The sequence below is a fragment of the Lysobacter yananisis genome (genome assembly GCF_031199375.1).
Taxonomy (GTDB): Bacteria; Pseudomonadota; Gammaproteobacteria; order Xanthomonadales; family Xanthomonadaceae; genus Lysobacter; species Lysobacter yananisis.
This window is the reverse complement of sequence record NZ_CP133568.1, coordinates 2,220,368-2,234,003: the sequence shown is the minus strand read 5'-3', so window position 1 is coordinate 2,234,003 and position 13,636 is coordinate 2,220,368. Positions and strand designations below refer to the sequence as shown.

Annotated in this window: 11 protein-coding genes; 3 read left to right on the top strand and 8 right to left on the bottom strand. The window is 69.5% G+C overall.

Annotated elements, in window-relative coordinates; translation table 11 throughout:
* Positions 1–112 precede the first annotated feature (112 nt).
* From RDV84_RS26135 to RDV84_RS09360, 6 genes are all read right to left on the bottom strand, one after another.
* The gene (locus RDV84_RS26135; RefSeq protein ID WP_425606420.1) at positions 113–187 is read right to left on the bottom strand and encodes a DUF6053 domain-containing protein; all 75 of its coding nucleotides are present in this window, start codon (positions 185–187) and stop codon (positions 113–115) included.
* A 13-nt stretch (positions 188–200) separates the two neighbouring features.
* Positions 201–1,205, bottom strand: coding sequence for a glycosyltransferase (locus RDV84_RS09380; protein WP_309153187.1), 1,005 nt, complete (start codon positions 1,203–1,205; stop codon positions 201–203).
* 60 nt (positions 1,206–1,265) lie between these two features.
* Positions 1,266–3,578, bottom strand: a complete 2,313-nt coding sequence (locus tag RDV84_RS09375) for an NADP-dependent malic enzyme (RefSeq protein ID WP_057949308.1) — start codon at positions 3,576–3,578, stop codon at positions 1,266–1,268.
* 218 nt (positions 3,579–3,796) lie between these two features.
* Positions 3,797–4,969 carry an ABC transporter substrate-binding protein gene (locus RDV84_RS09370; protein WP_309153185.1) on the bottom strand — a complete coding sequence of 391 codons (1,173 nt, stop codon included), beginning with the start codon at positions 4,967–4,969 and terminating at the stop codon, positions 3,797–3,799.
* The gene (locus RDV84_RS09365; RefSeq protein ID WP_309153183.1) at positions 4,966–6,375 is read right to left on the bottom strand and encodes a sensor histidine kinase; all 1,410 of its coding nucleotides are present in this window, start codon (positions 6,373–6,375) and stop codon (positions 4,966–4,968) included. Before RDV84_RS09365 ends, RDV84_RS09370 begins: the two co-directional genes overlap by 4 nt.
* Positions 6,368–7,060, bottom strand: a complete 693-nt coding sequence (locus RDV84_RS09360) for a response regulator transcription factor (RefSeq protein WP_078997450.1) — start codon at positions 7,058–7,060, stop codon at positions 6,368–6,370. Before RDV84_RS09360 ends, RDV84_RS09365 begins: the two co-directional genes overlap by 8 nt.
* 217 nt (positions 7,061–7,277) lie before the next feature.
* On the opposite strand from RDV84_RS09360, the gene RDV84_RS09355 reads away from it, so the two are divergent.
* The 3 genes from RDV84_RS09355 to phbB all read left to right on the top strand — a co-directional run bounded on the left by RDV84_RS09355 (position 7,278) and on the right by phbB (position 10,774).
* Complete coding sequence (locus RDV84_RS09355) at positions 7,278–8,474, top strand: OprO/OprP family phosphate-selective porin (RefSeq protein WP_309153181.1); 1,197 nt, start codon at positions 7,278–7,280, stop codon at positions 8,472–8,474.
* A 113-nt stretch (positions 8,475–8,587) separates the two neighbouring features.
* Positions 8,588–9,916: a CitMHS family transporter gene (locus tag RDV84_RS09350; protein ID WP_078997452.1), complete on the top strand. Its 1,329-nt coding sequence runs from the start codon at positions 8,588–8,590 to the stop codon at positions 9,914–9,916.
* A 117-nt stretch (positions 9,917–10,033) separates the two neighbouring features.
* Positions 10,034–10,774 (top strand): acetoacetyl-CoA reductase, encoded by a 741-nt coding sequence (gene phbB / locus RDV84_RS09345; RefSeq protein WP_309153180.1) that lies wholly within the window; start codon positions 10,034–10,036, stop codon positions 10,772–10,774.
* A gap of 127 nt (positions 10,775–10,901) precedes the next feature.
* On the opposite strand, the gene RDV84_RS09340 is transcribed toward phbB, so the two are convergent.
* Positions 10,902–12,176, bottom strand: coding sequence for a flavohemoglobin expression-modulating QEGLA motif protein (locus tag RDV84_RS09340; RefSeq protein ID WP_309153179.1), 1,275 nt, complete (start codon positions 12,174–12,176; stop codon positions 10,902–10,904).
* Positions 12,177–12,254: 78 nt separating this feature from the next.
* Complete coding sequence (gene rsgA / locus RDV84_RS09335; protein WP_425606287.1) at positions 12,255–13,442, bottom strand: ribosome small subunit-dependent GTPase A; 1,188 nt, start codon at positions 13,440–13,442, stop codon at positions 12,255–12,257.
* Between the last annotated feature and the right edge of the window lie 194 nt (positions 13,443–13,636).

Genomic DNA, 13,636 nt, shown 5'->3' with positions numbered 1-13,636 from the left:
CCTACAGGGGCTTCGGATCGATCTGGGCTAGCTGTAGGAGCGACGCAAGTCGCGACTGCGCAACCGCACTTGCGTCGCAACTCAGAGGCCGCGGTCGCGACTTGCGTCGCTCCTACAGGAAGTTGGCGCGTAGCGCGGCGATTTGAGAGGAAAGCATCGGGCCTGAAGGCCCTCCTACGACAAGCAGGCGCTTGCAGGAATCAGCGCAACCCGAACCACGACCGCGGCAGCAGCAGCTTGAGCGCGCGTTCGGCGCTCTTGCGCCGCAGGCCGCGCTGGCCGAGGCCGCGCAGCACCGGGCCGAGCCAGCGCCAGCGCGGTTGCAGCAGGATCGCTTCGCGCGCGTCGGCTTCGATGCGGTACATCGCCAGCACCTGTTCGGCCAGGCGGCGCTTGCTGCGCGGCAGTTCCGGCATCTTGCGCAGGCAGGCTTCCAGGTCGTCGGCGGTGCCGCGGTAGAACTGCACGGTGCGCTCGTAGCGGCGCCGGGTCGCCAGCGCGCGCGGTTCGTCGCGGGCGAACACGGTGCCGCTGACGCTGCCGGGGTGGCGGCGGTACTGGATCAGCGGCTGGCGCAGGTTCAAGGATTGGCCGAGCAAGGCGCCGCGCAGGCTCAGCGCGTTGTCCTCGATCGGGCCGAGCAGCGGGCCGAAGCGGTCGTAGACCTCGCGCCGGAACGCCATGGTCGCGCCGAGCAGGCCGATCAGCCGGCCGATGCGCACGTAATAGTCGAAGTCGTAGCGCTGCGGGCGCTGGCGGAAACTGACCCGGATCGGCTCGCCGTGGCTGCCGATGGCGTCGAAGTCGCTGCCCAGCACGGTCGCGCCGGGGTGCTCGTCGAAGGCGCGCACGATCGTCGCCACCCGCTCGGGGTAGGCGATGTCGTCGCCGGCCATCATCACGATGATCTCGCCGCTGGCCAGCGCCATCACGTCGTTGAAGTGCGCCGAGACGCCGAGGTTGCGCTCGGTCTTGCGCACGTGCACGCGGTGCGGGCCGCGGTAGGCGGCGACCAGCTCCTCGGCGATCTCGAAGGTGCCGTCGCCGGAACAATCGTTGGAGACGATGATCTCGCACGGCACGGTCTGGGCGAAGGCGCTGTCGAGCGCGGCGCGGATGTAGTCCGCGTCGCGGAAACACAGCAACAGCACGCTGACCCGCGGCCGGGGTTCGGCCACGGATTCCAGCACCGGCAGCGCGCTCACCGCTGGCAGTTCGGTCAGTACCGCGTTCAGTGCGCCCCCTTCGCCCGCCCGGTCATCCGGTCAGGCTCCGCCCAGCTCGGCCAGGCCCTTTCGGCCCGATTCTCGCGCCGTGCGGATCTGCGCGTCTACCGCCGCGATGGCGGTCATGTTGACCACTCGTCGGGGCGTCGAGGCCGGGGTCAGGATGTGCGCCGGCTTGTCCAGGCCCATCAGGATCGGGCCGATGGCGACGCCATCGGTCATCACCCGGACCATGTTGTAGGTGATGTTCGCCGCGTCCAGGTTCGGCAGCACGAACAGGTTGGCGCGGCCGTGCAGGGTCGCGTTGGGGAAGATGCGCTTGCGCAGCAGGTCGTCCCAGGCGGTGTCGGCCTGCATTTCGCCGTCCATCTCCAGCTTCGGCATGCGCTGCTGGATGATCTGGCGGACCTTGCGCATCTTCGCCGCCGACGGATTGTCGTGGCTGCCGTAGTTGGAGTGCGACAGCAGCGCCACCTTCGGCTCGATGCCGAACAGGCGCAGGCGGTAGGTCGCCTGCAGGGTGGCTTCGGCGATCTGCTCGGCGGTCGGGTCGACCTGCACGTGCGTATCCAGGAAGAACCACGCGCCCTGGTCGTTGATCACGCCGGTCATCGCCGAGGTGCCGGACACGCCCGGGTCGAAGTCGAAGATGCTGCGCAGGTAGCCCAGTTTCTTGTGGAAGCGGCCGACGATGCCGGAGATCATCGCGTCGGCTTCGCCGCGCTCGACCATCAGCGCCGCGATCAGCGTCGGGCGCGAACGCAGCAGGTTCTTCGCCGCCGCCGGGGTCACGCCGCGGCGCTCGGTCAGCGCGTGGTACTGCTGCCAATACTCGTTGAAGCGCGGATCGTCGTTGATGTTGGTCAACTCGAAGTCCACGCCCTCGCGCATGCGCAGGCCCAGGCGCTTGATCCGGGTGTCGATGACGTCGGGGCGGCCGATCAGGATCGGGAACGCCAGTTCCTCGTCGATCACCGTCTGCACCGCGCGCAGCACGGTCTCTTCCTCGCCCTCGGCGTAGACCACGCGCTTGCGGTCGGCGCGGGCGCGGTCGTAGACCGGCTTCATCAGCAGGCCGGTGCGGTAGATGTACTGGCTGAGCTTTTCCTCGTAGGCGTCCATGTCGACGATCGGACGCGTCGCCACGCCCGAGTCCATCGCCGCCTTGGCCACGGCCGGGGCCAGCATCACCAGCAGGCGCGGGTCGAACGGGCGCGGGATCAGGTATTCGGGGCCGAAGGTCGGCACGTCGCCGCCGTAGGCGCCGCCGAGGTCCGACGATTCCATCCGCGCCAGCGCCGCGATCGCACGCACGCACGCCAGCTTCATGTCCTCGTTGATCACCGTCGCGCCGACGTCGAGCGCGCCGCGGAAGATGTAGGGGAAGCACAACGCGTTGTTGACCTGGTTCGGGTAGTCCGAACGGCCGGTGGCGACGATGCAGTCCGGACGCACGGCCTTGGCGTCTTCCGGCAGGATTTCCGGATACGGGTTGGCCAGGGCCAGGATCACCGGCTTGTCGGCCATGGTCGCGACCATCTCCGGCTTGAGCACGCCGCCAGCCGACAGGCCGAGGAAGATGTCGGCGCCGGCGACGATGTCGGCCAGGGTGCGCTTGTCGGTGTCGCGCGCGTAGCGCTCCTTGTCCGGGTCCATCTTGCCGCGGCCGGTGTAGAGCACGCCGTCGCGGTCGACCGCGAGGATGTTCTCCGGCTTCAGGCCCAGCGCCACCAGCATGTCCAGGCATGCGATGCCGGCCGCGCCGGCGCCGCTGGTGGCCAGCTTCACTTCGGCGATGTTCTTGCCGACGATCTCCAGCGCGTTGAGCACGGCGGAGCCGACGATGATCGCGGTGCCGTGCTGGTCGTCGTGGAACACCGGGATCTTCATCCGCTCGCGCAGCTTGCGCTCGACGATGAAGCACTCCGGCGCCTTGATGTCTTCGAGGTTGATGCCGCCGAAGGTCGGCTCCAGCGAGGCGATGATGTCGACCAGCTTGTCGGGGTCGCGCTCGTCGATTTCGATGTCGAACACGTCGATGCCGGCGAACTTCTGGAACAGCACGCCCTTGCCTTCCATCACCGGCTTGCCGGCCAGCGGGCCGATGTCGCCGAGGCCGAGCACGGCGGTGCCGTTGCTGATCACCGCCACCAGGTTGCCGCGCGCGGTCAGCTCGCTGGCGGTGTTGGGGTCTTCGACGATGGCCTCGCAGGCGTAGGCCACGCCCGGCGAGTAGGCCAGGGCCAGGTCGCGCTGGGTGACCATCGGCTTGGTCGCGGTGACCTTGATCTTGCCCGGCGGGCTGAGGCGGTGGTAGTCGAGCGCGGCGGTTTTCAGATCGTTGTCGGACATCGCAAAGGCAGCCGTGGCAAGGGGCGCGAAAGTGGATTGGATCAGCAGTCTAATGGATGCGTCGGACGGTTTCGCGCGACCGCCGGCACCTGTTCATTAGTACTTTGGAGTTGTACCGGGTTGCGGCGACCGCGTCAGGCGCCGGCTTTGCCCGGTCGGCCGGCCCGTCTCGCCCAACCGGCCCGCCGGCCCGACGCCGGGGTATGGACGCCGCGCGGTCACGGCGGCGGCGTCCCGGGCCGGGCGCCCTGCGGCTGCACGGTGCTGCGCCAGGCGTCGAGGAATTGCCGGCGCTTGAGCGCGTCCAGGTACACCAGCAGGCCCGGCCCGAGCGGGATCGGCCGCAGCGCGCGCACCCGCGCGCCGTCGCCGGCCTGCGGCGCCAGCGGCGCGCCGCTAGCCGAGCGGATCGGCTGCAGGCCGACCTGGCGGGCCAGCACCGCCTGGCCGCGCGGCGAGATCAGATAGTCCAGGAAGCGGCCGGCCTCGACCGCGTTGGCGGCCTCGCGCGGGATCAGCGCGGTGCGCAGCAGCACCAGGGTGTAGTCCTCGGGCAGGACGATGCCGAGCGGGGCGCCGGCGTCGATCCGGGCCTGGGCGTAGGAGCCCAGCACGTTGTAGGCCAGGGCCAACTGGCCGCGCGCGACCCGGTCCAGCAGTGGCCCGGTGCGCTCCTCCAGCACCACCGCGTTGTCGCCGAGCGCGGCCTGCAAGGCCCCGGCCATGCTGCCGAGCTGATGGTCCTGGGTCGCCAACAGATAGCCGACGCTGCTGCGGCCGGCATCGTAGGTGCCGACCCGCCCGGCCAGCTTCGCCTTCGGGTCGCGCAGCAGCGCGAGCAACTGGCGGCGGGTGCGCGGTACCTGCGCCGGAGCCAGCAAACGTTTGTTGTAAACGATGACGATCGGCTCGTAGCTGATGCCGAAGGCCTCGTGCCGCCACTGCGACCACGCGGGCAGCCCGGCGGTGGCCGGCGAGCGGTGGACCAGGGCGTGGCCGTCGTTGACCAGCTTGGTCTGCAGATCCATGCCGCTGCTGATCAGCAGGTCGGCGCGATCGCGCGGCGCCGAGCGCAGATAGCGGCGGTAGATGTCCTGGGCGACCAGATCCGAGTATTCGACCTGGGTCCCCGGGCTGAGCTTCTGGTAGTCGGCGATGACCGCGGCGAAGTTCTCGATGTCGGTCGAGCCGTGGATGCGCAGGCGGGCGGTGGTGGTTTGCGGGCTTTTGAAGGTTTGGACGTCGCCGGGGGCGGCGGCGGCGGGGAAAATGAGGAGTGAGCCGAGAGGAGTGAGGAGCGAGAAAAGGCAAAAGCGCAGCCACGCGCCAGCCCGCCTCCCGGCACGCCTTTGATTTTTCTCACTCCTCACTTCTCTCAGCTCACTTCTCATACCGCTGTCCTCGGCAACCGCAACGTCACCACCAACCCGCCGCCCACGCGATTGCTCAGATCGATCGCCCCGCCGTGGCTTTCGACGATGCGCTTGACGATCGCCAGGCCCAGGCCGGCGCCGCCGGCGGCGGCGTCGCGGCCGCGGGCGAAACGCTCGAACACGGTCTGGGCATCGGCGGGGGCGATGCCGGGGCCGTGGTCGGCGATGGTCAGCACGGCCGTCGGCGCGGCGACGCCTTCGCCGGCGGCGGTCAGGGCGATCTGCAGCGGCGCGCGGCCGTGCTTGAGCGCGTTGTCGATCAGGTTCTTGATCGCCTCGCGCAGCAGCAGCGCGTCGCCGCGCACGCGCAGCGCTTCGCTGGTCAGCGCCAGATGCAGGTCCGGGCGCGGGCCGGACTGCGGCACCGCCTCGAAGATCGCTTGGTGCAGCAGTTCGGCCAGATCGACGGTTTCGAACTGCTGCAGATGGCTTCTGTGGATCGCGCTGGCGTCGCTGAGCAACTGGTTGAGCAGGCGGCTCATGTGGCTGGCGTTGCGCTCGATGGTCTCCAGGCTGCGTCGCTGCTCGGCCGGGTCGTCCTCGTCCAGAGCCAGTTGCGCCTGCGCGCGCAGCGCGGCCAGCGGCGTGCGCATCTGGTGCGCGGCCTCGCCCATGAACGCGCGCAGAGTTTCGTTGCTGGCCGCCAGCCGGGCCATGAAGCGGTTCAGCGATTCCACGGTCTGGTCGAGTTCGGCCGGCACCTCGCGCGCGACCGGGCGCAGGTCGGAGGGATCGCGTTCGGACAGCTCGCGCTCCAGCCGCTGCAGCGGCCGCAGCGCGCGATACACCCCGATCCACACCAGCGCCAGCGCCGCCAGCGACAGCGCCACGATCGCGACCAGCGCGCGCAGCACCATGTCGTCAGCCAAGGCCTCGCGCGCGCGCCGGGTCTGGCCGACCTGGACGATGGCCTGGCCCTGCGCGGCAGGGCCGGCGACCCAGCGCGAGACCGCGACGAAGCGGGTGTTTTCGCCGCGGTACATCGCATCGAACAAACGCGGTTGGCCGTCGCGCGGCGGGCTCGGCGGCGCCGGAAGATCGGCGTAACCGGTGATCGCCTGCCCTTCGCGGCTGGACACGCGGTAGAACACCCGGTCCTCCGGCGCCATCGCCAGCAGGTCGAGCGCGGCGTACGGCAGGTCGACCTGCCATTGACCGTCGACCAGCGCGACCGAATCGGCGATCGACAGCGCCGAGGCGATCAGCAGGTGGTCGTAGGAGCGGTCGGCGGCGGCGCGGCCGTAGCTGCGCGCGGCCAGGAACAGCAGCGCGGCGCCGATCAGCGACAACGCGCCGAGATAGATCAGCAAGGTCTTGCGGATCGAATCGCGGCGCCCGGCCGCCGCGCGCGCGGGCTCAGCCATCGCCGCCGCCTTCGGCCGCGGCGCCGGCCTCGATCATGTAGCCCGCGCCGCGCACGGTGACGATGCGCAGCGGCGCGCTCGCGAGCTTCTTGCGCAGGCGCCCGACGTACAGCTCGATCGCGTTCGGCCCGGCCTCATCGTCGAAGCCGAACAAACCGTTGCCGATCTCGTCCTTGCTGACCACCTGGCCGAGCTTGCCGATCAGGATCTCGAGCAGGCGGAACTCGCGGTTCGGCAGCTCGATGGGCTCGCCGTCCAGGGTGACCCGGTGCGCGCCGGCGTCGAAGGCGAAGCCGCCGACCTGCACCGTGCCGGCGGCCTGGCCGCGGTTGCGCCGCAGCAGCACCCGGCAGCGCGCTTCGAATTCGCGGAAATCGAAGGGCTTGCTGAGGTAGTCGTCGGCGCCGGAGTCCAGCGCGCGCACGCGGTCGTCGATGCCGTCGCGCGCGGTCAGCATCAGCACCGGGGTGGCGTCGCCGCGCTCGCGCAGGCCGGCCAGCAGGCCCAGGCCGTCGAGCCGCGGCAGGCCGATGTCGAGCACGATCAGGTCGAAGCCCTGGTAGCGCAGCACGCTGTCGGCCTTGAGCCCGTCGCTCTGCCAGTCCACCGCGTGGCCGTCGCGGCGCATGCGCCGGACGATGGCGTCGGCGAGGTCGGCGTTGTCTTCGACGAGCAGGATGCGCACTCGGTGTAGTCCTCTGCCTGTGTCGAAGTCCGATGCCGTCCGCGAATCTCCGAAGCGCCGCGACAGACCCACGCCATGACAGGTCTTTGACAGCTTCGACCGCCTAGCCTGCGCTGGAGGGGTTGGGACAGGCCGTCCGGGCCGACCCAACTATAAGCGCCCATCGCGCCGTTGTGCGCGAAAAGAGGCGGGAAAAGAAGGGTCGGGAGAGAAATCGATGGCTGTTGCCCCCCACGCCGGCGCGTGCGTCGCGCTGTGCCTGCTCGCCGCGTCCGCCGGCTCCGCCGCGGCCGCCGAAGGCGCCGACGATCGCCCCGTGACCGCCGAACTCGGCGGCCGCATCCACTGGGATTTCGCCGAATTCGACAACGACCGCCGCGGCGCGCCGAACCCCGACGACACCGAAGTGCGCCGGCTGTGGCTGGACGTGTCGGGCAAGTTCTACGGCTGGGGCTACAAGATCGAAGGCGACTTCGCCGGCCTGCAGGACGAGTTCAAGGGCGACAGCGTCGAGGCCAAGGACGTCTACGTCACCCGCGATTTCAAAGCCGGCAAGCTCACCGTCGGCCAGTTCAAGCAGTACTTCACCCTCGACGACCGGATCAGCTCGAACTACGGCGTGTTCATGGAGCGCAGCATGTTCGCCAGCTCCGTCGCGCCGCTGTACCGCCTCGGCGCGGCCTGGATCACCGCGCGCGACGACTACACCGTCGGCGGCAGCGTCTACAGCCTGGAAAGCATCGACGTGTGGCAGGTCAAGGGCCGCGCGTTCGGCGCGCGCGGCACCTGGGCGCCGCGCCACGACACCGGCGACGCGCTGCACCTGGGCCTGTCGCTGGCGCGCGAGTATTACGATCACCCGGGCCGCGACGGCGCCAACGGCTTGCGCATCGCCCCGCGCCCGGCCGGGCATTTGTCCGACAACAGCCGCGCGACCCTGGTCAACTTCAACCGCGGCCTCGACACCGACGTCGACAAGTACTCACTGGAGTTCGCACTGGCGCGCGGCCCGGTCTACCTGCAGTCCGAACTCAGCGGCGCGGACTTCGACGACGGCAGCCAGCGCGGCGAGATCCGCTCGGCTTACGCCACCGTCGGCTGGTTCATCACCGGCGAAAACATGCCCTACGACACCAAGTCCGGCCGCTTCGGCCGGGTCAAGCCGTCGCGCCCGAACGGCGCCTGGGTGGTCGCGGCGCGCTACGACACCATCCGCGGCAAGCAGCACCTCAACGGTGCGGCCGACTTCAGCGACGTGTCGATGGAGCAGACCAGCGTCGGCGTGAACTGGCACCTGCGCGCGAACCTGCGCTTCATGCTCGACTGGATCGAGAGCCGCAATCGGGATCGGCTCGCCGGCGTGACGCTCGACCGCACGCGCGCGGTGACGGGGCGGTTTCAGTACGACTTCTAAGACAGGAGTGAGCGTAGAGGAGTGAGGAGTGAGCGAGAGCGCGTTCCCCTCCCCTCCGGCTTTCGCTCGCTCCTCACTCCTCTTCGCTCACTTCCCGCTTTACGGAGCCAATAATGCTGACGATCCTCGGCTTCGGCATGGTCCTCACCTTCATGTACTTGATCATGAGCAAGCGGCTGTCGCCGCTGGTGGCTCTGATCGTGATCCCGATCGCCTTCGCCCTCGCCGGCGGTTTCGGCGCCGGGATCGGCGAGATGATGATCGAGGGGATCAAGAAGATCGCGCCGACCGGCGTGATGCTGATGTTCGCCATCCTCTACTTCGGGGTGATGATCGACGCCGGCCTGTTCGACCCCATCGTCAAGCGCATCCTCAAGCTGGTGAAGGGCGATCCGGTCAAGATCGTGGTCGGCACCGCGGTGTTGGCGATGCTGATCTCGCTCGACGGCGACGGCTCGACCACCTACATGATCACCGTCTCGGCGATGCTGCCGCTGTTCCAGCGCCTGCGCATGAACGCCTTGAACCTGACCTGCGTAACCATCCTGGCCAGCGGCGTGATGAACCTGACCCCATGGGGCGGGCCGACCGCGCGCGCGGCGACCGCGCTGCACGTGGATCCCAGCGAAGTGTTCGTGCCGCTGATCCCGGCGATGGTGGTGTCGCTGCTGAGCATCCTGCTGCTGGCGTGGTACCTCGGCCTGCGCGAACGCAAGCGCCTGGGCATCGTGACCCTGCACGGCCACGCCGCCGACTGGAATCCCGAGCTCGACACCGCCAGCGACAACCTGCCGACCCTGGCCGACAGCGAGGACACCAAGCGGCCGAAGCTGCTGTGGGTCAACGCCGGCCTGACCACCGCGCTGATGGCGGCGCTGATCCTGGGCCTGCTGCCGCTGCCGGTGTTGTTCATGATCGGCTTCGCGATCGCGCTGGTGATCAACTATCCCGACCTCGCCGAACAGCGCCGCCGCATCGGCAACCACGCCGGCAACGTGCTCGCCGTGGTGTCGCTGATCTTCGCCGCCGGCATCTTCACCGGGATTTTGTCCAACACCGGCATGGTCGAGGCGATGTCGCGCAGCTTCCTGGCGGTGATCCCCGACGCCTGGGGCCCGTACCTGGCGGTGATCACCGCGATCGCCAGCATGCCCTTCACCTTCTTCATGTCCAACGACGCGTTCTATTTCGGCGTGTTGCCGATCCTGTCGGAAGCGGCCGGTCACTACGGCATCACCCCGGTGGAGATGGCGCGCGCTTCGCTGGCCGGGCAGCCGGTGCACCTGCTGAGCCCGCTGGTGCCGTCGACGTATCTGTTGGTCGGCATGGCCAACGTGGACTTCGCCGACCACCAGAAATTCACCCTGAAATGGGCGGTGATGGTGTCGCTGGTGCTGATGTTCGCTTCGCTCGGATTCGCGCTGTATCCCTTCGCCGCCTGACGGCCACGAGGAGTGAGCGGAGAGGAGTGAGGAGTGAGAAAAGCGCTCCTGCTCCTGCTGCTGCCCTTGCTCACTCCTCACTCCTCTCCGCTCACTCCTCGCCCCAAAGAGGCGCACATGACTCTCCGCATCGCCTACGTCACCAGCGGCATGGGCAGCCTGGGCACCGCGATCTGCCGCAAGCTCGCCGACAGCGGCCACACCGTGGTCGCCGGTTGCGGGCCGAATTCGCCGCGCAAGGCCGGCTGGCTGCGCGAGCAGCGCGAGCTGGGCTACGACTTCATCGCCTCGGAAGGCAACGCCGCCGACTGGGATTCCACCGTCGCCGCGTTCGCCAAGGTCAAGGCCGAGGTCGGCGAGGTCGACGTGCTGGTCAACAACGCCGGCGGCACCCGCGACGTGCTGTTCCGGCAGATGAGCCGCGACGACTGGAACGCGGTCATGGCCGGCAACCTCAACACCTTGTTCAACATCACCAAGCAGGTCGTCGACGGCATGGCCGCGCGCGGCTGGGGCCGGATTGTCAACATCGGCTCGGTCAGCGCGCAGAAGGGCCAGATCGGCCAGGTCAACTACGCCACCGCCAAGGCGGCGATGCACGGCTTCACCCGCGCGCTGGCGCAGGAGTTCGCCGCGCGCGGGGTCACCGTCAACACGATCTCGCCGGGCTACGTCGCCAGCGCCGCGATCAGCGCGTTCCCGCCCGACGTGCTCGACCGCCTGGCCGCCTCGGTGCCGGTGCGCCGGCTCGGCAAGCCCGAAGAAGTCGCGAGCCTGTGCGCGTGGCTGGCCGGCGACGACGCGGCGTTCGTGACCGGCGCCGATTACGCGGTCAATGGCGGCCTGCAGATGAGTTGAAAGCATAGGAGTGAGCGTGGAGGAGTGAGGAGTGAGCGAAAGCGGCAAGCGCAGTCGGCTTGGAGCTGTTGCTCACTCCTCACGCCTCTCCGCTCACTCCTCACTCTCCTGTAACCACTTCTCGGCCTCACCCAATCTCGCTGAAATCGCCCTCGGCCATGTGATCCAGGCGGATGCGGTTGGCGAACAACGAAAACGCCAGCATCCCCGCCAATCCGTTGGCGCGGGTGATCCACGGCGGCATCCAGCGCGGCGGCGCCAGCACGCCGGCCTGGAACAGCGGCTCGAAGCGCTGCACGTCGCCGAGGGTCATCTTGCCGGCGAACAACCAGCGGCACAGGTGCAGCTTCTGCTGGCGCAGCGCCCAGCGGAAGAAAGTGTGCACGCCGACCAGGCCGCGCAGGTAGACGGTGTCCTTGGTGAAGGCCGCGCCGCCGTCGGTGGGCACGCCGCGGAACACCCGCTGGGCCGAGGCGAAGCTGTCGTCGGGCGATTGCCCGGCGTCGATGAAATAGCGGAACACCTGGATGAAGTCGGCGCCGTCCAGCGCCATCGCCACCGCGTCGATGCGCAGGCTCAGCCGCTTCATCCGGCCGATGTCGATGCTGCCGGTGATCTGTTCGGCGAAGGTCGCCAGCCCTTCCTGGGTCGCGGTGCTGCGCGGCGAGGACAGCGCAAGGCTCGGCAGCACCGGCTGCAGGCGTCCGTTGAGCGCGGTCAGCGAATGCACGAAGGCTTCGTGCTGCAGCAGCTGGTGGCGGTCGTAGTCGCTGAAGGCCGCGCCGCTGCGCAGGCGGATGCGGGTGGCGCCGGCGGCGGCCTTGGCGATCAGGTCGGGGTCCAGCACCACGTCGATCACCCGGCTGTCGAAGTAGTCGTCGAGGTCGCGCTGCAGTTGCAGGCTCAGCGCGGTCGCCGAGATCTGCACGGTCTCGGCCGGCGACATCAGTTCGCGGTCGAGCTCGTTGGCGATGGAAATGAAGTGGTTGGCGGCCTCGCGCGTGCTCGGGCCCTGGCCCGGCAGCGCCACGTCGGGCTTGCCGAACAGCTGCACCGAATAATCGGTGACCCGGCGGGTGCCCAGGCATTCGAGCAACTGCGCGGCGATGCCCCAGGAATGCGCCGATTCGATCAGGTACTCGCCGAGCGGATGGTCCGGATCGGCGGCCTGGGCGATCGCCTCCAGCTCGGCACGGACTTCGCTGAAGTCGTGCCTGGGATAGTCGATGACCGGCAGCGTCGCCGCGCCGCGCGCGTAGTCGGCCAGGAACTTCACCTCCAGGCCGGCCGGCCAGCTGGCCATGGTCAGCAGCTTGATCCCGCGCGCGGCGCGGACCATGCGCGCGTCGAGTTCGGCATGGTGCTGCAGGTCGGGCGACAGTTCGATCGGGAGGGCGCTCATGCGGCGGCCTCTGGGCTCGGGGGAAAGGGGAGGGACGCGGAACGCGGCAAGCCGGCGCGGGAGACGCGCGGCGCTCGCTCAGTGCCGCCCATATTTCTCGTCCAGGCGCTTGTTCAGGGCCTTGCCGAGGACCTTCTCCTCGGACTTCTGCGCGCGCCGGTTGGCCAGCTTATTGGCCGCGCCGGCGACTTCCTCGCGCAGCTTCAGGTAGTTGGCGAAGCGCTGCGGGTCGAGCTTGCCGGCCTCGATCGCCGCGCGCACCGCGCAGCCGGGCTCGCGGTGGTGCGAGCAATCGCGGAACTTGCACTGCTCGGCCAGGGCCTCGACATCGGCGAAGTTCTCGCCGATGTCTTCCTCGCCGGTCGGCTTGAGCTCGCGCATGCCCGGCGTGTCGATCAGGCAGGCGCCCGACGGCAGCGGGATCAGCGCGCGGTGGGTGGTGGTGTGGCGGCCGCGCGCGTCGCTCTCGCGCACCGCGCCGGTCTTCATCCTGTCGCTGCCGAGCAGGCTGTTGGTGATGGTCGACTTGCCGGCGCCGGACGAGCCGACCAGCACCACGGTGCGGCCCGGGCCCAGCCACGGCGACAGCGCCGCGAGCACGCCGTCGCGGTCGCGCGCGTTGACCGCGCGCACCTGGATGCCCTGGCTGAGTTCGACCAGCGCGCCGGTGGCCAGCGCCACCGCCTCGGGATCGGCCGCCAGCGCGGCGTCGGCCTTGGTCAGCACGATCACCGGCTCGGCGCCGCCGCGCACCAGCAGCAGGTAGCGCTCGATCCGGCGCGGGTTGAAGTCCGCGTCCAGGCCGCAGACCACGAACACGGTGTCGATGTTGGCGGCGATCAGTTGCTGCTTGTAGTGCTCGCCGGCAGCGCCGCGCTTGATCGCGCTGTGCCGCGGCAACAGCGCCACGACCTTGTCGCGCGAACCGGCGCGTTCGATCAGCAGCCAGTCGCCGACGCCCGGGCGCTGCTCCGGCGGGAACCGCGGCCGCTGCCACTCGGGCAGCGAATCGACCGGGAAGCCGGCGCTGTCGGGGCCGTCGGAGACCACGTAGCCGCTGCGGTGCTGCTCGATCACCCGCGCCGGGCGGGCCTGGGGATGCTCGGCCAGGAGCCGGCGCCAGGCCGGGTCGTCGCCGGGCGGCGCGGACGTTGCGGCAGCGGCCAGGCCAGGGTCGGACAGCGCGGAATCGGAGGGAACTGCGTCGGCCGGCTCGGCCGGGAGCGGCCAACCGATCGCCTGCAAGGCGGCCAGTTCGGGGATCAAAGGCGCGGGAGGCGGTTGGGCATGGCGCGATTCTACATAGCCCGCTCGCCGGTTTTGCCGTTGCGCGGTTGGATTTCGGCGCGCCCGGAACGATCCGCGCCGGCCAGGGACATCGCTGGGGAAAACGTTTGCACGACCGCGACCGCGGCCCGGGCTCGGCTTTTTCCGCGCCCGCTCGCGCCCCGCGCCGTACC

Excerpts from the sequence above, each read along its gene's own strand:
- phbB (WP_309153180.1), top strand. The coding sequence starts at position 10,034 with ATGACTCTCCGCATCGCCTACGTCACCAGCGGCATGGGCAGCCTGGGC.
- RDV84_RS09355 (WP_309153181.1), top strand. The coding sequence starts at position 7,278 with ATGGCTGTTGCCCCCCACGCCGGCGCGTGCGTCGCGCTGTGCCTGCTC.
- RDV84_RS09370 (WP_309153185.1), bottom strand. The coding sequence starts at position 4,969 with ATGAGAAGTGAGCTGAGAGAAGTGAGGAGTGAGAAAAATCAAAGGCGT.
- RDV84_RS09340 (WP_309153179.1), bottom strand. The coding sequence starts at position 12,176 with ATGAGCGCCCTCCCGATCGAACTGTCGCCCGACCTGCAGCACCATGCC.
- RDV84_RS09365 (WP_309153183.1), bottom strand. The coding sequence starts at position 6,375 with ATGGCTGAGCCCGCGCGCGCGGCGGCCGGGCGCCGCGATTCGATCCGC.
- RDV84_RS09375 (WP_057949308.1), bottom strand. The coding sequence starts at position 3,578 with ATGTCCGACAACGATCTGAAAACCGCCGCGCTCGACTACCACCGCCTC.
- RDV84_RS09350 (WP_078997452.1), top strand. The coding sequence starts at position 8,588 with ATGCTGACGATCCTCGGCTTCGGCATGGTCCTCACCTTCATGTACTTG.